22 protein-coding genes and 2 tRNA genes are annotated in these 22,842 nt (G+C 71.2%); 12 read left to right on the top strand and 12 right to left on the bottom strand.

Going from position 1 to position 22,842, the window contains the following annotated elements; genetic code table 11:
* Positions 1-1,266 precede the first annotated feature (1,266 nt).
* A complete protein-coding gene (locus V5P93_RS07120) occupies positions 1,267-1,455 on the bottom strand; it encodes a hypothetical protein (RefSeq protein WP_146107981.1) in 189 nt (62 codons plus the stop codon).
* 367 nt (positions 1,456-1,822) lie between these two features.
* Between V5P93_RS07120 and V5P93_RS07115 the strand changes: the two genes are divergently transcribed.
* Together V5P93_RS07115 and V5P93_RS07110 are read left to right on the top strand one after the other, a co-directional pair.
* Entirely contained in the window at positions 1,823-2,071 is a 249-nt protein-coding gene (locus tag V5P93_RS07115; RefSeq protein WP_104478568.1) for a mycoredoxin, read from the top strand.
* 93 nt (positions 2,072-2,164) lie between these two features.
* The gene (locus tag V5P93_RS07110) at positions 2,165-2,485 is read left to right on the top strand and encodes an SCO4225 family membrane protein (RefSeq protein ID WP_104478567.1); all 321 of its coding nucleotides are present in this window, start codon (positions 2,165-2,167) and stop codon (positions 2,483-2,485) included.
* A gap of 55 nt (positions 2,486-2,540) precedes the next feature.
* On the opposite strand, the gene V5P93_RS07105 is transcribed toward V5P93_RS07110, so the two are convergent.
* Both V5P93_RS07105 and V5P93_RS07100 read right to left on the bottom strand, forming a co-directional pair.
* Entirely contained in the window at positions 2,541-4,034 is a 1,494-nt protein-coding gene (locus V5P93_RS07105) for an NAD(P)/FAD-dependent oxidoreductase (protein ID WP_219823940.1), read from the bottom strand.
* Between the two features lie 31 nt (positions 4,035-4,065).
* Positions 4,066-4,857 carry an SDR family NAD(P)-dependent oxidoreductase gene (locus V5P93_RS07100; RefSeq protein WP_104478566.1) on the bottom strand — a complete coding sequence of 264 codons (792 nt, stop codon included), beginning with the start codon at positions 4,855-4,857 and terminating at the stop codon, positions 4,066-4,068.
* 126 nt (positions 4,858-4,983) lie between these two features.
* Here V5P93_RS07100 and V5P93_RS07095 point away from each other — a divergent pair, with 126 nt between their 5' ends.
* From V5P93_RS07095 to V5P93_RS07080, 4 genes are all read left to right on the top strand, one after another.
* The gene (locus V5P93_RS07095; RefSeq protein WP_104478565.1) at positions 4,984-6,321 is read left to right on the top strand and encodes an alpha-lytic protease prodomain-containing protein; all 1,338 of its coding nucleotides are present in this window, start codon (positions 4,984-4,986) and stop codon (positions 6,319-6,321) included.
* A gap of 79 nt (positions 6,322-6,400) precedes the next feature.
* Positions 6,401-7,225 carry a formate dehydrogenase accessory sulfurtransferase FdhD gene (fdhD, locus tag V5P93_RS07090; RefSeq protein ID WP_104478564.1) on the top strand — a complete coding sequence of 275 codons (825 nt, stop codon included), beginning with the start codon at positions 6,401-6,403 and terminating at the stop codon, positions 7,223-7,225.
* A complete protein-coding gene (locus tag V5P93_RS07085) occupies positions 7,222-8,391 on the top strand; it encodes a CaiB/BaiF CoA-transferase family protein (protein WP_104478563.1) in 1,170 nt (389 codons plus the stop codon). Before fdhD ends, V5P93_RS07085 begins: the two co-directional genes overlap by 4 nt.
* Positions 8,392-9,611: 1,220 nt before the next feature.
* Entirely contained in the window at positions 9,612-10,505 is an 894-nt protein-coding gene (locus V5P93_RS07080) for an alpha/beta hydrolase family protein (RefSeq protein WP_104478562.1), read from the top strand.
* Between the two features lie 168 nt (positions 10,506-10,673).
* On the opposite strand, the gene clpX is transcribed toward V5P93_RS07080, so the two are convergent.
* From clpX to V5P93_RS07055, 5 genes are all read right to left on the bottom strand, one after another.
* Positions 10,674-11,966 carry an ATP-dependent Clp protease ATP-binding subunit ClpX gene (clpX, locus tag V5P93_RS07075; protein ID WP_104478561.1) on the bottom strand — a complete coding sequence of 431 codons (1,293 nt, stop codon included), beginning with the start codon at positions 11,964-11,966 and terminating at the stop codon, positions 10,674-10,676.
* 292 nt (positions 11,967-12,258) lie between these two features.
* Positions 12,259-12,888 (bottom strand): ATP-dependent Clp protease proteolytic subunit, encoded by a 630-nt coding sequence (locus V5P93_RS07070; RefSeq protein ID WP_104478560.1) that lies wholly within the window; start codon positions 12,886-12,888, stop codon positions 12,259-12,261.
* A gap of 27 nt (positions 12,889-12,915) precedes the next feature.
* Positions 12,916-13,524, bottom strand: coding sequence for an ATP-dependent Clp protease proteolytic subunit (locus V5P93_RS07065; RefSeq protein WP_104478559.1), 609 nt, complete (start codon positions 13,522-13,524; stop codon positions 12,916-12,918).
* A 160-nt stretch (positions 13,525-13,684) separates the two neighbouring features.
* Complete coding sequence (gene tig / locus V5P93_RS07060; protein ID WP_104478558.1) at positions 13,685-15,085, bottom strand: trigger factor; 1,401 nt, start codon at positions 15,083-15,085, stop codon at positions 13,685-13,687.
* A gap of 119 nt (positions 15,086-15,204) precedes the next feature.
* Positions 15,205-16,209, bottom strand: a complete 1,005-nt coding sequence (locus V5P93_RS07055; protein ID WP_104478557.1) for an LLM class flavin-dependent oxidoreductase — start codon at positions 16,207-16,209, stop codon at positions 15,205-15,207.
* A 156-nt stretch (positions 16,210-16,365) separates the two neighbouring features.
* On the opposite strand from V5P93_RS07055, the gene V5P93_RS07050 reads away from it, so the two are divergent.
* Positions 16,366-16,752 (top strand): SCO5389 family protein, encoded by a 387-nt coding sequence (locus V5P93_RS07050; protein ID WP_104478556.1) that lies wholly within the window; start codon positions 16,366-16,368, stop codon positions 16,750-16,752.
* Between the two features lie 231 nt (positions 16,753-16,983).
* Here the strand turns inward: V5P93_RS07050 and V5P93_RS07045 are convergent.
* Positions 16,984-17,057, bottom strand: a tRNA-Pro gene (locus V5P93_RS07045).
* 86 nt (positions 17,058-17,143) lie between these two features.
* Here V5P93_RS07045 and V5P93_RS07040 point away from each other — a divergent pair.
* Together V5P93_RS07040 and V5P93_RS07035 are read left to right on the top strand one after the other, a co-directional pair.
* A tRNA-Gly gene (locus V5P93_RS07040) sits at positions 17,144-17,214 on the top strand.
* 212 nt (positions 17,215-17,426) lie between these two features.
* Positions 17,427-17,888, top strand: a complete 462-nt coding sequence (locus V5P93_RS07035; protein WP_104478555.1) for an NUDIX hydrolase — start codon at positions 17,427-17,429, stop codon at positions 17,886-17,888.
* Positions 17,889-17,921: 33 nt separating this feature from the next.
* Here V5P93_RS07035 and V5P93_RS07030 read toward each other — a convergent pair whose 3' ends face one another.
* Positions 17,922-18,455 carry a GNAT family N-acetyltransferase gene (locus tag V5P93_RS07030; RefSeq protein ID WP_104478554.1) on the bottom strand — a complete coding sequence of 178 codons (534 nt, stop codon included), beginning with the start codon at positions 18,453-18,455 and terminating at the stop codon, positions 17,922-17,924.
* A gap of 231 nt (positions 18,456-18,686) precedes the next feature.
* Here V5P93_RS07030 and V5P93_RS07025 point away from each other — a divergent pair, with 231 nt between their 5' ends.
* The gene (locus tag V5P93_RS07025; RefSeq protein ID WP_104478553.1) at positions 18,687-19,883 is read left to right on the top strand and encodes a GNAT family N-acetyltransferase; all 1,197 of its coding nucleotides are present in this window, start codon (positions 18,687-18,689) and stop codon (positions 19,881-19,883) included.
* A gap of 90 nt (positions 19,884-19,973) precedes the next feature.
* On the top strand, positions 19,974-20,753 hold the full coding sequence (locus V5P93_RS07020; RefSeq protein ID WP_104478552.1) for a hypothetical protein: 780 nt from the start codon (positions 19,974-19,976) through the stop codon (positions 20,751-20,753).
* 7 nt (positions 20,754-20,760) lie between these two features.
* Here V5P93_RS07020 and V5P93_RS07015 read toward each other — a convergent pair whose 3' ends face one another.
* The gene (locus tag V5P93_RS07015; RefSeq protein ID WP_104478551.1) at positions 20,761-21,570 is read right to left on the bottom strand and encodes an Fpg/Nei family DNA glycosylase; all 810 of its coding nucleotides are present in this window, start codon (positions 21,568-21,570) and stop codon (positions 20,761-20,763) included.
* 4 nt (positions 21,571-21,574) lie between these two features.
* Positions 21,575-22,048, bottom strand: coding sequence for a ribose-5-phosphate isomerase (locus tag V5P93_RS07010; RefSeq protein ID WP_104478550.1), 474 nt, complete (start codon positions 22,046-22,048; stop codon positions 21,575-21,577).
* A gap of 99 nt (positions 22,049-22,147) precedes the next feature.
* Here V5P93_RS07010 and V5P93_RS07005 point away from each other — a divergent pair, with 99 nt between their 5' ends.
* On the top strand, positions 22,148-22,840 hold the full coding sequence (locus V5P93_RS07005; RefSeq protein WP_104478549.1) for a DUF429 domain-containing protein: 693 nt from the start codon (positions 22,148-22,150) through the stop codon (positions 22,838-22,840).
* The last annotated feature ends 2 nt before the right edge of the window (positions 22,841-22,842 follow it).

Genomic DNA, 22,842 nt, shown 5'->3' with positions numbered 1-22,842 from the left:
GCACCGAGGCACCGAGGCACCGAGGCACCGAGGCACCGAGGCACCGAGGCACCGAGGCACCGAGGCACCGAGGCACCGAGGCAATGCGAGCCCACTGGGCCGAGCGCGGGCAAGCTCGACACGCATCCGCCACCAGGTGGGCCGACCTGACGCGCTGGCACGTGCCTGTCGGCTGGCCCGTCGGGCGAAGGGGCGAACAGAGCCAGCAGGGCTGGCAAGGCTGGCGCCTGGCAAGGCTGGCAGGGCTGGCGCCTGACGGGGCGCGGACCGGGCAAGACCGGCTCCGGCCGGGCTGCCTCCCGCAGACCGGGTGTGGCATGGCTTGGGCTCCGGCGGGACTGAGCCCGAGAGCCGGCTCCGGCCGGGCTGAACGGGCAGAGCTGGATCCGGCGAGGGCGAGACCTGGCGGGGCTGGCACCTGCCGGTGCCAAGTCCGGGCGGGCCGGAGCCCTATCAGGGCGACGGGCCTGCTACCGCACGAGCCCGGCTGCCAGGTGGCCCGAGCGTGCCTTTGCCCACCGCCAGCCATGGGGCAGCGAGCTGAGCGCCGCGTCGGGTGGAGAAGCGCCATCGCCTCCGCTAGGCGGGTGGTGGTCGAGCCCGCGCCACACCTCCGGGCCGTGCGCTGGGCCAGTCTGCTCGCCAGGCTGGGTGGCGACGCCACCTTGTCGGGAGGGCAAACTCCGGCAAGGCGCCACCAGTTGGGTGAGGCAAGCGCCCGTCCGCGAGGCAGCGCTGCCCTGCCAACGCACCGGTCTAGCGGGGCAGTACCGGCCCAGCAGCGCACCGGTCGTCCAACAGGCGAAACCGGTCCGGCGGCGCAACACCGGTCCAGCAGCGCAGCGCCGAGTAGGCGAGAGAGCGCCAAGTGGGCAACGCGGCGCCAGGTGAGCGAGAGACCGCCAGGTAGGCAGCACAGCACCGGGTGAGCGAGAGAGGCCGGGTGAGCTAGAGGGCCCGGTGGGCAACCCCTGTATGTCGGGGCAGCGCTCCGCGAGTGGGTAACGTCCGGGCGGGTGGGTGAGCAGAGGTGCGGTGCGAATAGGGCGCACGGGTTCGTGGGTGGGTTCGCGGGAGCGCGTGGTGTTGGATTAATTTCCTACTGAATCCGGTGGCGGGGCAGGTAATTAATCAGCTCGAAGGCTGGAAGATTATTCGGGTTCATCCCCGGCGACGGTCGCTCGTTGTCGGCGAAATTCACCGGATCGGGTGTAGCCGAACGGGGTGCGGTGGACGCACCCCGTTCGGGGCGGTTCTTCGAACCGGTCAGGTGCGGAGTGGATTTCGGCTGCCCGCGACGATCCGTTGCCAGATGGTGTCCTTCGGGTGGGCCGGGGGTTCTTCCCAGGCCAACTCGGCGGCGGGTTCGCCGTGGCCGAAGCGCCAGGCCGCGGCTTCTTGGCGGGCTTCGGCCTGCTGGTGGCGGATCATGTCTTGGTACACGTCGGGATGCATCGTTCGCCTCCGTGTTCTAGGTGGCGTCCCCCAGGACGCACGTGGGCGCTCGGCTCGGAAACAAAACTGACCCTGGACGGGGACGCGTGTCCCCGCAACCCGGCGAAAGTGGGTTTGTGGAGTCCTGTGGTCGTTGTCGGCCGTTGGGTGCGAATCGCGGGCGGCCACGCTCGCTCTCGCGACTTCGACGCGATCCGCGGCGGGCGGATCACCTCAGCAACATATCTTGACGGAAAAATCATGGGCAAGTCACCTCATTTTCCCCGTTCGTGTGATGCGGGCCTCACCCCCGACCGGCATCGGGCACAGTGGCCGGGGCGTTGAGCCCTACGAGACGATCTCCGGCACGACCCCGAGGAGCCAGCCGATGTCCGCCCCCACGACGCTGACCATGTACTCCACGACCTGGTGCGGGTACTGCCGCAGGCTCAAGACGCTGCTCGCGGACGAGGGCATCGAGTTCGAGGAGGTCGACATCGAGCAGGTCCCCGACGCGGCCGAGTTCGTCATGAGCGTCAACGGTGGCAACCAGACCGTCCCGACCCTGCACTTCCCGGACGGGTCGGCGTTGACCAACCCGACGGTCGCGCAGGTCAAGGCCCAGTTGGCGAAGTAGTCGGCCGGGCCCGCGCCGGTGCCGGGGGACGTGAAACCCACTCATCCGGTGCGGGCCCCGCTCGTGCGGCAGGGTGGAGGCCGGGAGGGTGCCATGGCCTGGAGCAACCAGCGGACCGCGCGCAAGGTTGTCTTGGGCTACGTCGGCGTGGTGACCGTTGTCTTCATCGTCGTCGCGGTGCTCATCGCCGTGCACGACTCCCCGGACGCGTCGTTCGCCCCGGTGTTGGCGATCATCGCCGCGCTGCCCGCGTCACTGGTTCTGGTTCTGCTGCCCGAGTTCGCGGCGCCCTGGGACGGCATCGTCGCGTCTGCCGTGCTGGTCGCCGCGACGCTGGTGCAGGCGTGGATCCTCTGGCTGCTCTTCCGCGGCCACCGAGTGGGCGGCCGGGGGCCGGCGGGCGCGCCGCGTTGACCTGCGGCGCAGCCCGCGAAAGGCCGGACTCGCACGTCCCGTGGAGAACCAGCGGTCAGGGGTTCAGGAGGGCCATTGCGGCGTTGTGGCCCGCGATGCCGCTGACGCCGCCACCGCGTAGGGCGGAGCTGCCGCAGTTCAGGAGGTTGGGGGTGTCGGTCTCGACGCCCCAGCCGACGGGGCGTTCGGCGAAGGGCCAGGTCAGGTCGCCGTGGAAGATGTTGCCGTGGGGCATGGACAGGTCGGCCTCGAGGTCCAATGGGGTGCGGGCCTCCAGGCAGGGGCGGCCGTCCGGGAAGTGGGCCAGGCAGTCCTCGATCGGGTCGACCAGGTGGTGGTTGAGGCGGGCGAGGTAGCGGGACACCAGCTCGTCGCGGGCGCCGGGGTCGGCGAACAGGGCGGCGGGGGTGTGCAGGCCGAACAGGGTCAGGGTGTGCGCGGTTGGCGAGTCCACAATGGACCTGTCGGTCAGGGTGTGGCAGTACGTCTCGGCGGGCGGATGATCCGGGAGAGCGCCCGCTTCCGTTGCCCGGTAGGCATTTTCCAGGTCCGCGAAGGACTCGTCCAGGTGGAGCGTGCCCGCGAAGGCGTCTTCCGGGGAGACGCCGGATTTGAACCTCGGCAGGCGATCCAGCAGGAGGTTGATCTTCAGTTGGGCGCCGGGGGCCGCGTCGGCGGGAGTGCGGCCGCGGAGGCGGTCCAGGATCGCGGGGGCGACGCCGGAGAGCACGTGGTCCGCGGCGACCGTGCGCTCCTCGCCCGCCACGACGTAGCGGACCTCCGCCGTTATACCGTCGGCCTCGATGGCGGTGACCTCGGCGTTCGTGGTGATCCGCGCCCCGGACCGGCGGGCGGCGCGGTCGAGTTCCGCGGTCACCGAGCCCATGCCGCCGACCGGGACACGCCAGTCGCCGGTTCCGTTTCCGATGACGTGGTAGAGGAAGCAGCGGTTGGCGCGTAGGTCGTAGAGGGAGGTGTAGGTGCCAATGAGACCGTCGGTGGCCACTACGCCGCGGACGATGTCGTTGGTGAACGTCTCCTCGAGGGTCTCCCCCAGCGACTGCTCGAACACCTGCCGCCAAGTGCGCTCGCCCGCCGCGGCCAGTACCAGGTCGCGCACCGATTCGCGAGTGAGCACCGGCTCCAGCAGCGTCGGCGCGAGGGCTTTCGCCATCAGTGTTATAGCCCCATAAAACTCGCGCCACCGGTCGTACTCGGCGTGCGAGCCCGTCAGCGCGCGGAACGAACCGGCGGTGTCGGGGCCGCCGACCAGGAGTCCGCCCTGGTCAACCGGCGTGTACGAGGACACCGACCGGGTGCGCAGGTCCAGCCGGAGGCCGAGGTCGTGGACGATCCGGTCCGGCAGCAGGCTGACCAGGTACGAGTACCTCGACAGCCGCACCCCCGGGAACGGGCTGGCGCTGACCGCCGCCCCGCCCACGTGCCCCAGCCGCTCCAGCACCAGCACCGAACGCCCGGCGCGCGCGAGATAAGCCGCCGCCACCAGGGCGTTGTGCCCGCCTCCGACGATCACCACCCGGTTGCCCACGCCCCGACCCCACCACGGCAGGCGGACGGGATCAAGTGCGCAGGTACGACGCCCCGTTGAGGTCGATGATCGTCCCCGACGCCCACAGCGCCTCGGGCGAGGCCAGGTACAGCACGGCCGCCGCGATCTCCTCCGGCGTGGCCACGCGGTTGAACGGGCTCTGCGCGCGGATGTGTTCGCCCTGCGTACCCGAGAGCCGGTCCGCCACCCGATCGGTTTCCACGAATCCGGGGGCTACCGAGGTCACGGCGATACCGTGCGGCGCCAGCGCGACCGCGAGCGATTGCCCCATCGCGTGCAGGGCGGCCTTGCTCGCGCCGTACGCGGCGTGCCCCGGCTCGCCGCGGAACGCGCCGCGCGAACCGACGTTGATGATCCGCCCGCCGGTCCCCTGGGCCAGCATGCGCGCGATGACCTGGTGCGACACGTTCGCCGCGCCCAGCAGGTTGACCGCGAGCACGTCCTGCCAGGCCTTGACCCACTCGTCGTACGGCATGGTCGGCGGCTGCGCCTGGGTGATCACCGCGGCGTTGTTGACCAGTACGTCGACCCCGCCCAGACCCTCCACAGTGGCCTCGACCAACCCCGGGACGGCGGCCGGGTCCGCCAGGTCGGCGCCCACGGTGATGTGCCCTCCTCCCGGTAGCGCGGCCCGCACCAGTTCCGCTCTTTCGGCCCCCGAGAAGTAGTGGATGGCCACCCGATCGCCGTACTCCGCGAACGCGCGCGCCACCGCCGCGCCTATACCACTCGACGAGCCAGTGACCAGGATCCGCCGAGGTGGTTGTGCTGATGGCTGGACGAATTCGCGCTGTGGACTCACGTTCCCACCTTCCCATTAATGCCGGATTAGAGAGATATGACCCTATTGGTATGTACCAATACGGGCTATCGGACTCTTACCGTCGGTGTCCTACCCTGCACAACTCGCCCTCGCTAGGAGAGCGTGATGAATCGAAAGTTAACCGCCGCCGCCATGGCGGCGTTGACGGCCGCCGGTCTCGCGACGGCCGTCGCCCTCACCCCTTCGGCGACCGCCGGGCAGACCGCCCCGGCCGCCGTGGGTGCCGACGCGGCCAGCCCCGAGATGCTCTCGGCCATGGCCCGTGACCTCAAGCTGACGCCCGACCAGGCGCGCCAGCGGATCGCCCGCGAGCACAAGGCGTCCAGCACCGAGCAGGCGCTGCGCGGCTCGCTGGGCAACGCGTTCGGTGGTGCCTGGCTGGACGCGGGCGCCAACACCCTGACCGTGGCGCTGACCGACCCGGCCAAGGCCGACCAGGTCCGCGGCCTCGGCGCGGTGCCGAAGGTGGTGGCCAGGAGCCAGGCCGCCCTCGACTCGGCCAAGGCGAAGCTGGACGCGCACGGCAAGGCCCCCCAGTCCGTCCCGGGCTGGTACGTCGACGTCAACACGAACGCGGTGGTCGTGTTGGCCAAGGCGGGCGGCCAGGACGCGGCCAAGGCGTGGGCGAAGTCGGCCGGTCTGGACGCCGCGGCGGTGCGCGTCGAGACCTCGACCGAGGCCCCGCGCCCGCTGATCGACGTCATCGGCGGCAACGCGTACAACTTCGGTGGCGGCAGCCGCTGCTCGATCGGCTTCTCGGTCGAGGGTGGCTTCGTGACCGCGGGCCACTGCGGCACCGTCGGCACCCAGACCTCCAACCCGAGCGGTTCGGTCGCCGGTTCCAGCTTCCCCGGCAACGACTACGGCTACGTGCGCGTGGCCGCGGGCAACACCCCGCGTCCGCTGGTCAACCGCTACTCGGGCGGCCAGAACGTGAGCGTCGAGGGCAGCACCGAGGCCGCTGTCGGCGCGTCGGTCTGCCGTTCGGGCTCCACGACCGGTTGGCACTGCGGCACCATCCAGCAGAAGAACGCCTCGGTCAACTACCAGGAGGGCACCGTCTCGGGCCTGACCCGGACCAACGCCTGCGCCGAGCCCGGTGACTCCGGTGGTTCGTGGCTGGCCGGCGCCCAGGCGCAGGGCGTCACCTCCGGTGGCTCCGGCAACTGCTCGCAGGGCGGTACCTTCTATTTCCAGCCGGTCAACGAGATCCTGCAGGCCTACGGTCTGCGGCTGCTGACCTCGGGTGGTAACCCGCCCGGCTCCACCACCACGACCACTCCGGGCAACCCGCCCGGTGGCACCTCGTGGGCGCCGTACACCAACTACGCGGCCGGCGCGACCGTGACCTACTCCGGCGTGACCTACCGCGCCATCCAGGGTCACACCTCGCTCCCCGGCTGGGAGCCGCCGAACGTCCCGTCGCTGTGGGGACGCGCGTAAACAGCTAGGCAGTTCCGCTAGGGGGCCGCTCCCGACGTACGCAGGCGTCGGAGCGGCCCCCGTTTTCTATGCTGTCCCCATGGGACGGGTGACGGTGCGCAGGTCGGTGGTGCGGGTCGGGCCCGACGGGCGGCGGTCGAGGCCGGACACGCTCGCGGCCGAGGAGCCGTTGGAGTTGCGGGTCGGGGGTCGGGCACTGGCTGTCACCATGCGGACACCGGGGCACGATGTCGAGTTGGCGCACGGGTTCCTGCTCACCGAGGGTGTCATCGGGGGGCGGGCGGACATCGCGGTCGCGCGGTACTGCGACGGGGTCGACGACGAGGGGCGCAACACCTACAACGTGCTGGACGTGGCGTTGGCGGAGGGTGTGCCCGCGCCGGAAGTCGGTGTGGAGCGGAACTTCTACACGACGTCGTCCTGCGGGGTTTGCGGAAAGGCCGCGCTGGACGCGGTTCGGTTGAAGACGCGGTACTCGCCCGCCGGGGATTCGTCGCGGGTCAGCGTGGGAACGCTTTCGGGGTTGCCGGATGAGTTGCAGGAGAAGCAGAAGGTGTTCGGCAGCACCGGCGGCCTGCACGCCGCCGGACTGTTCACATCGGACGGTGCCGCGCTCGTGGTGCGCGAGGACGTCGGGCGGCACAACGCGGTCGACAAGGTGATCGGGTGGGCCGTGCAGCAGGAGCTGGTCCCGTTGGCGGGCAAGGTTCTGCTGGTTTCGGGGCGCGCGTCGTTCGAGTTGGTGCAGAAGGCGGCCATGGCGGGGATCCCGGTGCTCGCCGCGGTGTCGGCGCCGTCGTCGTTGGCGGTGTCGTTGGCCGAGGAGCAGGGGATCACGCTGGTCGGGTTCCTGCGCGGGGACACGATGAACCTGTACACGCGCGACGAGCGGATCACCGGGTGAAACCCCTCGACGGGGTGGTGGTGCTGGGGTTGGAGCAGGCCGTCGCGGTGCCGTACGCGACCCGTCTGCTGGCCGACCTGGGCGCGCGGGTGATCAAGGTGGAGAAGCTGGACGGCGACTTCGCGCGGCACTACGACACCGCGTGCGGGGAGGTGTCGAGCTACTTCGCCTGGACGAACGTCGGCAAGGAGTCGCTGGCGGTCGACCTGAAGCGGCCTGAGGGGCTGGCGGTCGTGGCGGCGGCGGTGGAGCGGGCGGACGTGGTGATGTGCAACCTGTCCCCCGGTGCGGCCCGGCGGTTGGGGTTGGACGCGGAGACGTTGCGGGACGGTCGACCCGAGTTGATCGTCGCGGAGTTGTCGTCCTATGGGGACAGTGGGCCTTATCGGTCGCGCAAGGCTTTTGACGCGTTGGTGCAGTCCGAGACCGGGTTGGTCGCGGCCACCGGCTCGGGTGGCGCGATGGCGCGGGCCGGGATCTCGGTGGCTGATATCGCGGCGGGCACGCAGATGCACGCGGCCGTGCTGGCGGCGCTCGTGCGGCGCGGACGGACCGGGGAGGGCGCGACGCTGCGGTTGACGCTGATGGAGGCGTTGGCGGAGTGGATGCACCAACCCGCGCTGTACGCGTTCGGGACGGGGCAGGCGCCTACACGATCGGGGGCGCATCACCCGACTATCGCGCCGTACGGTCCGTTCACCTGCGGAGACGGCGAGACGGTGCACTTGGCGGTGCAGAACGACGGCCAGTGGCGTCGGCTGTGCGCGGTGGTCGGGCCCGGGTTGGCCGCCGATCCGCGGTTCGCGTCGGTGTCGGGGCGGGTGGCGTGTCGGGATGAGCTGCACGCCTTGCTCCAACCGGCCTTCGACGCCATGACCTCGGCCGAGTTGCTGGCGGCGTTGGACTTGGCGGACGTGCCCGCGGGGCGTACGAGGTCGGTGGCGGACCTGCGGTCGCACCCGCAGTTGGTGGCGCGGGACCGGTGGGTGGAGATCGAGGCACCGGGGGCGGTGGTGCCGATGCTGCGGCCACCGGTCGACGGGTGGGAGTGGTCGGCGGGTTCGGTGCCGGGGTTGGGCGAGCACTCTGCGGCAGTGCTGGAGTGGCTGGGGTACGCCCCGGACCAAGTCCGGGAGCTGGCGGCGAGCGGCGTCATCGGCCTCTGAAATCTCCAAGGCACCCCCCAACAGCCCCCACCCTCCGAAGCCTCGGCGGGCCTCCTCGGGCGCAACGCCCGAGCCGACCGGCCCGCCGCGAAGAAGCACTCAGGGCCGAACACTTGGTTGCGCGCCGCACACCCAGGCCGCCCGAGACAGCACCCGCCGGAACCGCTCGAACCCAGAACTCACCGAGTTGTCCCTGACGAGCGCCGGCTCACGCCACCCTGTCCTACCCGCACCGGGGCAAGAACCAGACCTCCACGGCAAACCAACAGGCCCGACCGCGCTCCGTCCACACGAGACCGCCTGCGCGGCCGCGGAACACCAGTTTGAAATGCCCCACGCCGGACCCCGCACAGCCCCCACCCACCACCGGGGGGACGGCCCTGCTCCAGCCTATCGGGGGCGGTGACGGCGGGCGGGGGTGACGAGTTTCTGTGGATAGATGGGGAGGATGTGGATGGCCCCTGGAGGGGGAAAGGCCAGGTCAGCGAGGGTGGGCGTCGAGGGCTGTGGATAAGTTGCGCTCGATCGGGTGAGGTGCGCGGGGCGCCAGAGGGTGGCGGCGGTCTTGAGGCACTGGGTCTGGCGAAAATGGGGTGTTCGGTGACAAACCGGGAACGCGAGGTGGGTGGGATGAGGGTTCCGTGATGGTGCGCCCGCTGGGCGAAGGACCCGCAGGTCTTGTGCAGGTCGTCGAAGGAGCCCTGGCCGCCGGGACTGCGGTGAGTCTGACGGGCCTGACGGGGAGCGTGCTCCATGTGGGCGGATGAGGGTTCCGTGATGGTGCGCCCGCTGGGCGAAGGACCCGCAGGTCTTGTGCAGGTCGTCGAAGGAGCCCTGGCCGCCGGGGCTGCGGTGGGCCTGGGGGGAGCGTGCTCCACACCATTTGCCGCACGTCGTAGTGAGTGACCTTGGTCGGCGGGAGGGGACGTGGAGTGGAGTCGGGACTGGTGGTGGGCGGCGGGTGGACGAGAACCCGGGCGAGAGTGTGATGCGAATTACATTCGGGCCGCGTATGGGGCGGTGGGGCGCGGCTGGTCCGTGTTGATGGTGTGAACGGGTGTCGGAGGGGAACGCGGGGTGAGGGGCGCGCGTTGGGGGGTTGGGCCGGTTGGGGGTTGCTTCGCCGTGGGCGGGCACACAGCGTGTCTGAACCGAGAAACGTCTGGACCACTTTGTCCGATGAGTGAATCAGGCGTGGTACGGGGACCGCGGAGGGGCTGATGGCTGGGTTTGGCGGGGTGCGGGTCAGTCGGCGGTCTTTACTGGTCGCCGGGGCTGCCGGGGTTGCCACGGCGGGGGTTGTCGTGGGGGCCGCTACTCGGACGTTGCCGTTGCTGGATGTCATCGGGGCCGCGGTGGGAGGTGGCGGGGAGCCGGTGATCCGCACGGAGCGCGTGTGGTCGGCGGCGCGGGGTACCGATGTCGACCTGGTGACGGTCCTGCCCGAGGAGCCGGTCAGTCGGAATCTGCCGGTTTGCCTGCTGCTGCACGGCCTGCGTGGCAACGCCAAGCACGCCGCGCCGACCGGGTTGGCCAGGGCGTTGGCTCGACGGGTTTCCGACGGGGACCTGCCGCCGTTCGCGTTCGTGGCGGTGGATGGTGGGGACAACTACTGGCACGAGAACCACGTCGGCGACAACTCGATGGCGATGTTGCTGGATGACGTTCCCCGGTGGTTGCGGGCGCGTGGGCTGGGGGACTCGACCGGGACGCCGTTCGCGTGCGCGGGGGTGTCCATGGGCGGGTTCGGTGCCCTGCTGTACGCGCGGCGGCGGCAGGAGTTGAGGAGGCCGTTGTCGGCGGTGGCGGCGGTCTCGCCCGGGCTGCTGATGTCGTGGCGTGAGATGAGCACGCGGCGGGCGTTCAAGAGCAACCAGGAGTGGGCGTCGCTGGATCCGCTGCGCAACGTGGAGAAGTTGGGGAAGACGCCGGTCGGGATCTGGTGCGGGACCGAGGACCACTTCATCGAGGGTGCGCGGAAGTTCATCCGGTTGGCTGCCCCCGAAGTGGCCTACACCGGGCCCGGCGGGCACGGGGATTCGTTCTACCGGGGGGTCGTGCCGTCGGTGCTGGACTTCCTGGGCAAGCACGCGCCCGTCGCCCCAGGGGTCTAGCGGGCGGCTTCCCGGACGGGCTGGGCTTCTTGGTCACCGGGCGGGGAGAGCAGAGGCGGTGGGCGCGCTAAAGGCCCCGGCGACGGGTGTGGACGCGGCGACCCTGACAAGCCCCGAACAGCACCGCGCCCCCGGGCCGGAGGGCTCGGGGGCGCGGATGGGGGCTGGTTAGGCCGACTTCTCGCGGCGTTCGCGGCGGGAGGGCTGGCGGGCGACGATCGTGGGGTTCACGTTCTCGCGGACGGTCTGCTCGGTGATGACGACCTTGGCCACGTCCGTGCGGCTGGGGATGTCGTACATGACCGACTGCAGGACCTCCTCCATGATGGCCCGCAGGCCACGCGCGCCGGTGCCGCGGAGGATGGCCTGGTCGGCGACCGCCTCGAGGGCGGTGTCGGTGAACTCCAGTTCGACGCCGTCCATCTCGAAGAGCTTCTGGTACTGCTTGACCAGGGCGTTCCTCGGCTCGGTGAGGATCTGGACCAGCGACGCCTTGTCCAGGTTCGTCACGCTGGCCAGGACCGGGAGGCGGCCGATGAACTCGGGGATCAGGCCGAACTTGATCAGGTCCTCGGGCATCGTGTCGGAGAAGAAGTCGGCCGCGTCGACGTCGGCCTTCGAGCGGATCTCGGCGCCGAAGCCGAGGCCGCGCTTGCCGACGCGGTCCTGGATGATCTTCTCCAGACCGGCGAAGGCGCCCGCCACGATGAACAGCACGTTCGTCGTGTCGATCTGGATGAACTCCTGGTGGGGGTGCTTGCGGCCACCCTGCGGGGGCACGCTGGCGGTGGTGCCCTCCAGGATCTTCAGCAGCGCCTGCTGCACGCCCTCGCCCGACACGTCGCGGGTGATGGAGGGGTTTTCACTCTTCCGGGCGATCTTGTCGACCTCGTCGATGTAGATGATCCCGGTCTCGGCCCGCTTGACGTCGTAGTCGGCGGCCTGGATGAGCTTGAGCAGGATGTTCTCGACGTCCTCGCCGACGTAGCCCGCCTCGGTCAGGGCCGTGGCGTCGGCGATGGCGAAGGGCACGTTGAGCAGCTTGGCCAGCGTCTGGGCCAGGTAGGTCTTGCCGCAGCCGGTGGGGCCCAGCATCAGGATGTTGGACTTGGCCAGCTCGACGGTCTCCTCCCGCGACTCGCGGCCTTCCGGCCGGGCGCGGTCACCCGCCTGGATGCGCTTGTAGTGGTTGTAGACCGCAACGGCCAGGGAGCGCTTCGCGTCGTCCTGACCGATGACGTACTGGTCGAGGAAGTCGTGGATCTCGGCCGGTTTCGGCAGCTCGTCGAGCTTGACGTCACCGGCCTCCGCGAGCTCTTCCTCGATGATCTCGTTGCAGAGGTCGATGCACTCGTCGCAGATGTACACGCCTGGGCCGGCGATGAGCTTCTTCACCTGCTTCTGGCTCTTCCCGCAGAAAGAGCACTTGAGCAGGTCTCCGCCGTCACCAATACGCGCCATGACCGCTGACCTCTGTCCCCTCCGGCGCACTCGGGGTTGTGCGCCTGGCTACGTGACCGGTATCGGCCGGCCCGGTTACGCACCGGTCACCCGTGGGGTGCCGCCGCGTGACCGAGCCGGTCGCGACCGTTGCCCTCGACGGTACCCGCCCTCCCCCGCCAAGCGGGAGAAGCCGGGGTCGTCCCGGGCCTGAATCTGCTCGTATGACCTAGTCGAACACGGTAGGCCGGTTGCGGCCCGCGTGTCGGGTCTTTTCGACCGTTAGGCGGCGCAGGCGAGGGTTTTCGCCCGGTCAGCCCTTGGCCGACAGCTTGCGGTAGGGCAACACCTCGTCGATGATGCCGTATTCCTTGGCCTCCTGGGCCGTGAGGATCTTGTCCCGCTCGATGTCCTGGCGGACCTGCTCCTCGTCCTTGCCGGTGTGCCGGGCCAGGGTGGTCTCCAGCGCCTTGCGCACCCGCTGGATCTCGTTGGCCTGGATCTCCAGGTCCGACACCTGGCCGTACACACCGTCGGTGGACGGCTGGTGGATCAGCACGCGCACGTTCGGCAGCGCGAAGCGCTTGCCCGGGGTGCCCGCGGCCAGCAGCACCGCCGCGGCCGACGCGGCCTGCCCGAGGCAGAACGTCTGGATGTCGGGCCGGACGTACTGCATCGTGTCGTAGATGGCCATCAACGAGGTGAACGAGCCACCCGGGGAGTTGATGTACATGGTGATGTCGCGGTCGGGGTCCGTGGACTCCAGGTAGATCAGCTGCGCCATCACGTCGTTGGCCGACGCGTCGTCGATCTGCACGCCGACGAAGATGACCCGTTCCTCGAACAGCTTGTTGTACGGGTTGGACTCCTTGACCCCGTAGCTCGTGCGCTCCACGAAGGACGGCAGCACGTAGCGGGACTGCGGGAGGTGAAGTTCACTCACGGGCTTGCTCCTGGTTCCTCGTCCGCGTCAGTTCGAGTTCGGGGTGTGCTGGGCGCGGCTCACCACGTGGTCGACGAAGCCGTACTCGCGGGCCTCCTCGGCGGTGAACCAGCGGTCGCGGTCGGCGTCGGCGGTGATCTTCTCGACGGTCTGGCCGGTCTGCTGCGCGGTGATCAGCGCCATCTCGTACTTCCACTTGGCGTAGACCTGCGCGCGGATGGCGATGTCCGACGCGGTGCCGCCGACGCCCGCGGACGGCTGGTGCATCATGATCCGGGCGTGCGGCAGGGCGTAGCGCTTGCCGGGGGTGCCCGAGGCGAGCAGGAACTGGCCCATGGAGGCGGCCAGGCCCATGCCCCAGGTCGCCACGTCCGGCTCGATGAGCTGCATGGTGTCGTAGATCGCCATGCCCGCGGTGACCGAGCCACCGGGCGAGTTGATGTAGAAGGTGATGTCCCGCTCGGGGTCCTCGGCGGCAAGCAGCAGCAGCTGCGCCGTGATCCGGTTGGCGATCTCGTCGTCGACCTCGGAGCCGAGGAAGACGATGCGCTCACGGAGCAGCCGCTCGTACACCGAGTCGTTCAGGGTCAGCCCCGCGGTGCCGGACCGCATGTGGGGCGAGAGGTGCTGCGTCACGTCTGCCTGCCTTCTCCCAAATCTGCCTTGGCTGGGGTACTGCCGGTCCCGCTGGGGGGATCTTCCTGGGACCGACATTAACGAAGGTGGGCGGCGCCGACGTGCCGACACCGCCCACTTTCGCTCAGAGCGTCAAACACATCCCACCCGACCGGGTGGGTTACGGGGCCACCGGCTCCTTGGAGTCGTCGGACTTGGCCTCGACCGCAGTGTCCTCGGCGGACTCGGCGGCGGGCTCCTCGGCCGCGCCGAAGAGCTCGGAGAGGTCGACGGTGTTGCCCTCGGCGTCGGTCACGGTCGCCTGGCGCACCACCGAAGCCAGCGCCTTGCCGCGGCGCACGTCGGCGAAGATCGCGCCGAGCTGGCCGGACTGCTGGGCCCGCTGCACGTACTCGTCCGGGCTGATGCCGAAGCGCTGCGCCTGGTAGATGATCCGCTCGGTCAGCTCGGCGTCGCTGACCTGCACGCCCTCGGCCTCGGCGATGGCGTCGAGGACGAGCTGCGTCTTGACCGACTTCTCGGCCTCGGCGCGCAGTTCGGCGTCGAAGTCCTCGCGGGTCTTGTCCTGGGTGGCGAGGTACTCGTTCAGCTTGGCCTCGTCGTGCTCGAACGGGTGCACCGCGTCGTGCTGGCGGGACTCCACCTCGGCCTCGAGGACCTTGTCGGGCAGCGGGACCTCGACGACCTCGAGCAGCGCGTCGAGGACCTTGTCGCGGGCCTGCACGCCCTGCTGCATCTTCTTCACCCGGGAGAGCCGCTCACGCAGGTCGCCGCGCAGCTCCTCGATGGTGTCGTACTCGCTGGCCAGCTGGGCGAAGTCGTCGTCGGCCGCAGGCAGCTCGCGGACCTTGACCGACTGCACGGTCACCGACACCTCCGCGTCCTGGCCCGCGAACTCGCCCGCGACCAGCTTGGTGGTGAAGGTCTTGGTCTCCCCCGCCGCGGCACCGACCAGCGCCTCGTCGATGCCGTCGATCAGCTCGCCGGAACCGACCTGGTAGGACAGGCCGCTGGTCTTGGCCTCCTCGACCTCCTGGCCGTCCACAGTGGCCGACAGGTCGACGGAGACGAAGTCGCCGTCCTCGACCGGGCGGTCGGCACCGGTGAGGGTGCCGAACCGGGCGCGCAGCTCGTCGAGCTGCTCGTCGACCTCGGCGTCGGTGAGCTCGACGTCCTCGACGGACACGGAGAACTCGCCGAAGGCCGGGAGGGTGATCTCCGGGCGGACGTCGACCTCGGCGGTGAACGCCAGGTGGTCGTTGTCCTCCAGCTTGGTGACCTCGATGTCGGGCTGACCCAGCGCGTGGATCGAGCCCGCGTTCACGGCCTCCATGTACTTGGCCGGGATCGCCTCGTTGATCACCTCGTCCAGGATCGGCGCGCGGCCGATGCGGGACTCGATGACCCGGGCGGGGGCCTTGCCGGGGCGGAAGCCCGGGATGCGGACCTGGCTCGCGAGCTTGCGGTAGGCGCGGTCGAAGTTCGGCTTGAGCTCGTCGAACGGCACCTCGACGTTGATCCGGACTCGCGTCGGGCTCAGCTGCTCGACGGTGCTCTTCAACGTGGTCTCCTCGTGCGACTGACTGGACTGCTGTGGGGTTGCCTGACCCGCGGCGGGCGTGCGGACCGGGGCCCGCTGGCGCGTCGGCCCGATACCACGGCCGGGATCAGCCCCCGAGTCTAGGCGAGCTTGCCCAGGTCGGGCCGCGCCGGGGTGGCGATGTCCGCCCCGAGGCGGTCCAGGGTGCGCACCGCCCGCCTAGTGGAGCCGGTCACCTCGACCATCGCGATGACGTGGTCGACGCCGGACCTGCGCGCGGAGTCGCGCAGGCGGGCGGTGCAGTGGTCCGCGTCACCTACCGGGTGAAGGTCGCACAGGTACCGCGCGTACGCCACTGGATCACGGCCGGGACCGGGCCTGCCGTCGACCGGGACGTGCGCGGCGAGGCCGTCGGCGAGCCAGCCGGGCGCGGTGGCCATGACCTCGGCGACGGCCTGCTCCCGGGTGTCGGCGACGTGCGCGACGACGGTGGAGATGTGGTCGGCGCCCGCGGGCCCGCCGCGGGCGCGGTAGTGGTCGACGAAGGCGCGCTTTTCGTCGTCGGTCATGTGCATGCCCAGGAGCATGGGGAGGCCCTGCGCGGCGGCGAGTTCCACCGACGCGGTCGAGGTGCAGGCGAGGTGGACCGGTGGCGGCGCGGCGGGCGCGGGGACCATCGGGACCTCGCGGAAGGGGAAGGCCGGTGTTCCCTCGACGACGGCGTGCGCCAGCGCTTTCCGCAGCAGGGCCAGGGATTCGGGGAAACCGCGTTCGTAGCGGTCGAGGGACGAGCCGAACACCTCCAGGTCCACCCACGGGCCGCCGCGACCGACGCCGAGCCGGAAGCGGCCACCGGAGACGGCGGCGAGCAGGCGGGCGCGTTCGGCGAGGGCTACGGGGTGGGTGGTGGAGAGCACGCTCACCGCGGTGCCGACGTCGACGCGGTGGGTGCGGCCGAGGAGGAAGCCCGCGAGGGTGGTCGCGTCGGGGCAGGTGCCGTAGGGCATGAAGTGGTGTTCGGCGAACCACACGTCGGACAGGCAGGCGCGCTCGGCGGCGGTGCCGATGGCGACCGCCCGTTCCAGCGCGTCGAGGTCGGACTGGCCGGGGAAGCGGGCGGCGAGGACGAAGGCTCCGAGTTTCACCCTGGTCCGATACCGACCGGGGGACGCCCGGGGCAAGGGGCGTCCGGGGGACAGCGACTGGGCCGAACCGGTGGCGTCCGGTTCGGGGTCTTGTCCGGTGTTCAACAGGGCGGTACGCAGTACCAAAGGCAGTACCCCGACGGTGTGGAGGTGCGGATGTCTCTGGATGTGCCCGCGGACCTGTTGGCGCGCGCGGAGGCGGGGCCGGTGGACGACGCGGAGTTCGTCGCGTGCGTCCGCGACTCGCTGCCCTACGCCTGGCAGGTGATCTCGGCCGTGGCGACCTCGGTCGACGAGACCGGCTTCGCCGATCACGAGACCCCGCCGCCCAGCGAGGCCGAGCGCGGGCAGCTGCTGCGCGCCCTGGCGTCGGACTCCATCCGGGGCGGCCTGGAGCGGCACTTCGGCGTGAAGCTGGCGTTCCAGAACTGCCACCGGGTGGCCGCGTTCACCCCGTCCGCGGTCGACAGCGACCGGTACCGGGCGTTCATCTCCCCGCGCGGCCAGCTGCTCAACCAGTCCCCCGAACTGCGCGACTGCTGAGCGGTCGGCACCTGGACCCGGCAGGGGGTGTCGGCACTCCCAGCGGGATGCGACCTCCCGCTCCGCGCCCCCTGCCATCTCCCCGACCGACGCCCGCTGGTCCAGCGTCACGGAACCACGTTCGCCCAGGTGAGAAGCTCGCACCATGGGGGTCTGGGGGCTCGGGCCCCCAGAATGACAGACGGGCGACACGGTCTGCGACCTCCGCAGACACGTGCCGCCCATCGTCCGTCGGGCTGACAGGATTTGAACCTGCGACCCTCCGCTCCCAAAGCGGATGCGCTACCAAGCTGCGCCACAGCCCGTAAACTCATGGCCCCTAGGGGCCGTACACCACTAGCCTAGCGGGGCACGCTAGGCTGTTTTCCGCACGGGGCGAAGATGCCTCTATGCGGGCGTAGCTCAATGGTAGAGCCCTAGTCTTCCAAACTAGCTACGCGGGTTCGATTCCCGTCGCCCGCTCTCTTAACGGCCGGACCTTCTCGGGGTCCGGCCGTTTTGTGCGCTTGGGACCGTTCCCAACCGGATGGACACTGGGAACGGCGTCCACCCACCGGACAGCCTCCGGGATAAGTGGCCCACGCCACAGCCAGCCGGGTGATTTCCGGGTGGTCCGGACCAAGAACGGATCAATGCCCGTGGTGCCGCCGCGGTGGAGTCGGTAGGCAGGAGCCATGTCGCAATCCAGCCATCTCGACCTCGACACCAGACCCCTGTCCCCCCTCGACCCGCCCGGCCCCGGTGGTGTGCGACGCACCGCGGTCGGGGCGGGCATCCTCGTCCTCGACGACGCCGGGCTGCTGCTAATGCTGCGCAGCCGCGACGGCCACCGGCTGCCCGGCGGCCCGCAGCCCGCCCGCGAGACCCTGCCGAACGCGGCCGTGCGCGCCGTGGAGGAGCGGACCGGGGTGCTGACCCGGATCACCGGCCTGGTCGGCGTCTACAGCGACGCCAGCGAGCCGTGGAGCGCGGAGCTGGCGGTGTGCTTCCGCGGTCGCCCGGTGGAGGGTCGGCTGCGGGTCGGCACGGCGGTGTGGGTGGAGCCGGAGCGGCTCGCCGACCTGGGCGTGCCCGAGGCGACCAGGCTGGTCGTCGAACACGGACTCGACGACCACCCCGACGCCTACTTCATCTGATTCCCACCGGTTTCCCAGTCCCCAAAGGCAGCGTCAGCGGAACGCCGGGCGCGGTGGGCGGCGGGCGTACTCGAACTCCAGCAGCGGCCGTCCGTCGCCGAAGTCGCGTTCGCGGATCAGCCCGGACTCGGCGAAGCCCGCCCGGGTGTAGAAGCGGCGGGCCCGGGTGGCCCCGGCCAGTGTCCACAGGCGCACGCGGCGGAAGTCGGCGGTGCCCGCCCAGACCTCGTCCAGCAGGGTCTGGGCGACGCCGCTGCCCCAGGCGTCCGGGTGCGCGTAGATCGCGTGCAGCTGGGCGTCGTGCGGGTTGTCCGGGTGCCTGCCGTACCAGGCGAAGGCGACCACCCGGTCGCCGCGCTCGGCGACGAGCACCACGCCGTCCGGCCCGAGTTCGGCCATCCTGGTGGCCCACATGGCGCGGCGGCGCGCGACGAAGACCGCGTGCCAGCGGCTCTCGAACAGGTCGCGGTAGGCGACCCGCCAGGCCTCGGCGTGCACGTCGCCGACCCCGGCGGCGTCGTCGGCGCCCGCTTCCCGGATCAGCACCGGGGCGCCGACCCTCACCACGCACCCGCCTCGGCGTCACCACCGACGAGCTGGGCTTTCCCCTTGAGACCGGCAACGGCCGGGACTGCCGTGCGATTCCCCATGCCGACCACCATATCGGGCCTGTCACGGGGGCTATACGACAAACGGCACGCCCCCGGGCCGGTAATCGCGGTGAAACCCGGCGCGCCGGTGGGGCGCGGGCGGAAAGGTGTGGCGGCAGCGCCGGTTCTGGCGTAGACAAACTGCTCTGTGGACACCTACACACTGCGCGAACTGACCGCCGACGACTTCCCCGCGGTCGTGGACCTGCTGGGCCGCGCCTTCCTCATCGAATACGACTCCGGGGCGATCGCCGAGAAGGACGCGTCGTTGTTCGGCAGTTCGCGCAACCTCGGCGCCTTCGACGGCGGGCGGCTCGTGGGGAACCTGCGCGTGCTGCCCCGCGAGGTCAGCGTGCCGGGGCGCGGGCTGGTGCCCTTCGACGGCATCTCCATGGTCGTCGTGGCGTCGGACCACCGCAGGCGCGGCCTGCTGAACCGGCTGATGCGCGAGACGCTGACCGAGGCGGGGACGCCGCTGGCCGGGCTGTGGGCGTCGGAGGCGCAGATCTACGGCCGCTTCGGCTTCGGCACCGCGTCGGAGGCGACGGAGTTCGAGGTCCCCGCGGGCGCGGCGTTCCGGCCGGAGATCGCGCCGGACGTGTCGTCGGTGCGCGAACTGCCCCGCGACGAGGCGATGGCGGCGGTCCGGGAGACCTACGCCAGGTTCGCCGAGCGCACCCCCGGGGTGCTGGGCCGGGAGGGCGCCCACTGGGACGCGCACTACTTCGAGGCGGGCAAGCCGGGCGTCAACCCGCGGCGCTTCGCCGTCCACCCCGACGGCTACGCGACCTTCCGCACCACCGTCAACTGGGGCGATCGCGGCCCGGACGGCCTCCTGGAGCTGCACGAGCTGGTGGCGCTGACCCCGGACGCCTACGCGGGACTGTGGCGCTACGCGCTCGACGTCGACCTCGTCGGCACGGTCACCGCGCTCGGCGCCACCGACGAGCTCCTGCCGCTGCTGCTGGCGAACCCGCGCGCGGCGGTGCGCAAGACCCACCACGCGCTGCACGTCCGGCTCACCAGGGTGCCCGAGGCGCTGGCTTTGCGCACGTACGCGGCCGACGCGGACGTGGTCGTCGAGCTGGCCGACGAGTTCTGCCCGTGGAACGCGGGCCGGTGGCGGCTCGGGATCTCCGGCGGCGAGGCGACCGTCGCGGCCACGACCGACCCGGCCGACCTGTCGACGAGCAGCACCGAGCTGGGCGCGGCTTTCCTCGGCGGCACCCGGCTGGCCGCGCTGGCCGCCGCCGGACGTGTCCAGGAGCACACCCCGGGCGCCGTGACCGTCCTTTCCCGCGCCTTCCAGGGTGATCGGGACCCGTTCTGCGGCGAGGTGTTCTAGCTCGATCGGCTGACTCACACCGGCGGGCGGGAACCTCGGCGGTGCCGTGCGGCGTTGTTCTGGGAAACGGGCATTCCGCAAGGAGGCGCAATGGGTGCCGTCGTGGTCGTAGTGGTGATCCTGGCCGTGGTGGCGCTCGGCCTGGTGGTGGTGCGCAACCAGGGCCAGGCCAAGGCCCGGCGGCTGGCGGACGCGCAGGCCGAGGCCCGGCGCTGGGTGGAGCGGCTGGGCGGGCAGGTGGTGAACCTGTCCGGCAGCGACGAGCCGTCCCGGCAGGCGCTGGCCGACGCGTCCGAGCGGTACACCGCGGCCGGGTCGCAGATGGAGCAGGCCCGCACGCCGGAGCAGTGCGCGCTGGTGACGAAGACGGCCATGGAGGGGCTGTACTACGTCCGGGCCGCGCGGCTGGCGATGGGCCTGGACCCGGGGCCGGAGCTGCCGGTGGACCGCGAGGCCGAACGCGCGGGTCGGGTCGAGGAAGACCGCAGGGTGTCGGTCGAGGGCCACGACTACCACGCCTCGCCGCACGCGGGGCAGGGCACGCCGTACTACTACCCGGGCGGGCGCGTCGCGGGGCGGCCGGTGCCGCAGGGCTGGTACAGCGAGCCGTGGTGGAAGCCCGCGCTGGTGGCGGGCGCCTGGGGCGTCGGGTCGATGGTGCTGTTCAGCGCGATGTTCTCGGGTATGGCGGGCATCCCGGACGCGGCGGCCTGGGAGGCGGGCTACGACGCCGGGCAGGCGGACGCGATGTCCGACTTCGACCAGGGCGGCGACGTCGGCGGCGACCAGGACTTCGCGGGCGGCGGCGATTTCGGCGGTGGCGGGGACTTCGGCGGCGGCGGGGACTTCGGCGGGGGCGACTTCTTCTAGCCCCGGCTCAGGCCGGTTGGCAGGTCGGGCACCAGAAGTTGTTGCGAGCCACCAAGACCTCGGTGCGGATCTCCGTGCCGCAGATCAGGCAGGGCAGCCCGGCGCGGCGGTAGACGTAGACCTCGCCGCCGTGCCGGTCCTGCCGCGGCGCGCGACCAGTCGCCTCCGGCAGGTGTTCGTCCCGGACGGTGTCGATGCGTCCTCTGTGGACACCCAACTCCATCAGCGCGACCAGGTCCGACCACATGTCGTCCCACAGCGCGCGGTCCAGGGACTTGCCGGGCGTCATGGGGTGGACGCCGTGCCGGAACAGCAGTTCGGCGCGGTAGACGTTGCCGACGCCCGCGATGACCGCCTGGTCCATCAGCAGGACCGCGATGGCCGAGCGGGAGCGGGAAACGCGGTCCCACACCCGTTCCTGGTCCGCGTCCGCGCGCAGCGGGTCCGGGCCGAGGCGGGCGTGCAGCGCGTCCACCTCGACGCCGGTGAGCACCTCGCAGCGGGTCGGGCCGCGCAGGTCCGTCCAGTGCGTGCGGCCGACCAAGCGCATGCGGACCTGGCCGACCGGGTCCGCCGCGGGCAGTGCCGACTCGGCGAAGGTGCCGTAGAGGCCCAAGTGCACGTGGACGACGCGGTCTTCGCCGTAGACGTGGAACAGGTGCTTGCCGTGCGCCTCGGCGCGCCGCAGGACCTGGCCGTCGACCAGAGCGGCGTCCGCGGCGAACCGGCCCTGCGGGCTGGTGACCCGGACCGCGGTGCCCGCGTAGCGCTCGTGGTGCAGGCGGGCCAGGCGGTGGAGGGTGTGGCCCTCGGGCACGGCGCTACGCCGAGGGGAGGGCCGGGGGCTCGCCGGTGCGCTCGTACTCGCTCAGCAGGTTGATCCGGCGGATGTGCCGCTCGTCCTGGGAGAACGGGGTGCCGACGAAGGCGTCGACGATGGCGAAGGCGATCTCGGTGGTGTGCATGCGCGCGCCGAGCCCGATGACCTGGGCGTCGTTGTGCTCGCGGCACAGCTTGGCGATCTCCGGGCTCCAGGCCAGCGCGGCGCGGATGCCGGGGACCTTGTTGGCCGCGATCTGCTCGCCGTTGCCGGAGCCGCCGAGCACGACGCCCAGGCTGCCCGGGTCGGCGGCCACGCGGCGCGCGGCCTCGACGCAGAAGGGCGGGTAGTCGTCGAGGGCGTCGTAGGCGTGCGGACCGACGTCGACGACGTCGTGGCCCGCCGCGGCGAGGTGGTCGGCGAGCAGGGCCTTCAGTTCGAAGCCCGCGTGGTCGGAACCCAGGTAAACGCGCACGGCGCCAGAGTCTGCCATCCACCACCCGGCGGTACCCAAGCGGGCGAACCCGGGCGTGTCCCGGGTAACAGCGGCCCCCGGTGCGGCGACGGCACTCCCATGACCGAAGTGCAGACGGCGCGGTCCGTCGCGGGCGTGGACGGTATGCCCGGTGGGTGGGTGGTCGCCACCGTGCGGCCGGACCGGTCGGTCCAGTGGGCCAGCGCGCGGACCGCGGCCGAGGTGGTCGACCTCACCGCGGAGTGCGCCGCGGTCGGGGTGGACATCCCGATGGGCTTGTCGGACAAGGGTTTGCGCGCCTGCGACATCGAGGCGCGGCTGCGGCTGGGCAACGCGCGGGCGTCGGTCTTCTACGCGCCGGTGCGCGCCGTGCTGTCCGCGACGACGTACTCGCAGGCGTGCGACATCTCGGCGGCGTGGACCACGATGGGCCACCGGATCAGCAAGCAGACGTGGGCGATCCTGCCCCGGATCCGGGACTGGGACGCGCTGCGGGCGGACGACCGGGTCGTCGAAGTTCACCCGGAAGTGAGCTTTCGGGCGCTCGCCCCGGAGGTCGAGTTCGCCTCCAAGCGCACCGCGATCGGGCTCGGCCAGCGGGTGGCCGCGCTGCGCGGGTTCGTCGACGCCGCGGGCGCGATGACCGGCGCGCCCGCCCCGGCGGGGCCGGACGACGCGATGGACGCGCTGGTCGCGGCGTGGTCCGCGACGCGCTGGTCGGACCGCACGGCGGAGGTCCTCGGCGGCGAACCCGACCCGTCGACCGGCCAGCCGATGCGGATGGTCGTGTAATG

It is taken from the genome of Actinokineospora auranticolor, assembly GCF_041897805.1.
Lineage (GTDB): Bacteria > Actinomycetota > Actinomycetes > Mycobacteriales > Pseudonocardiaceae > Actinokineospora > Actinokineospora auranticolor.
The sequence above is the reverse complement of the archived record's forward strand: the minus strand, read 5'-3'. Positions and strand labels throughout refer to the sequence as shown.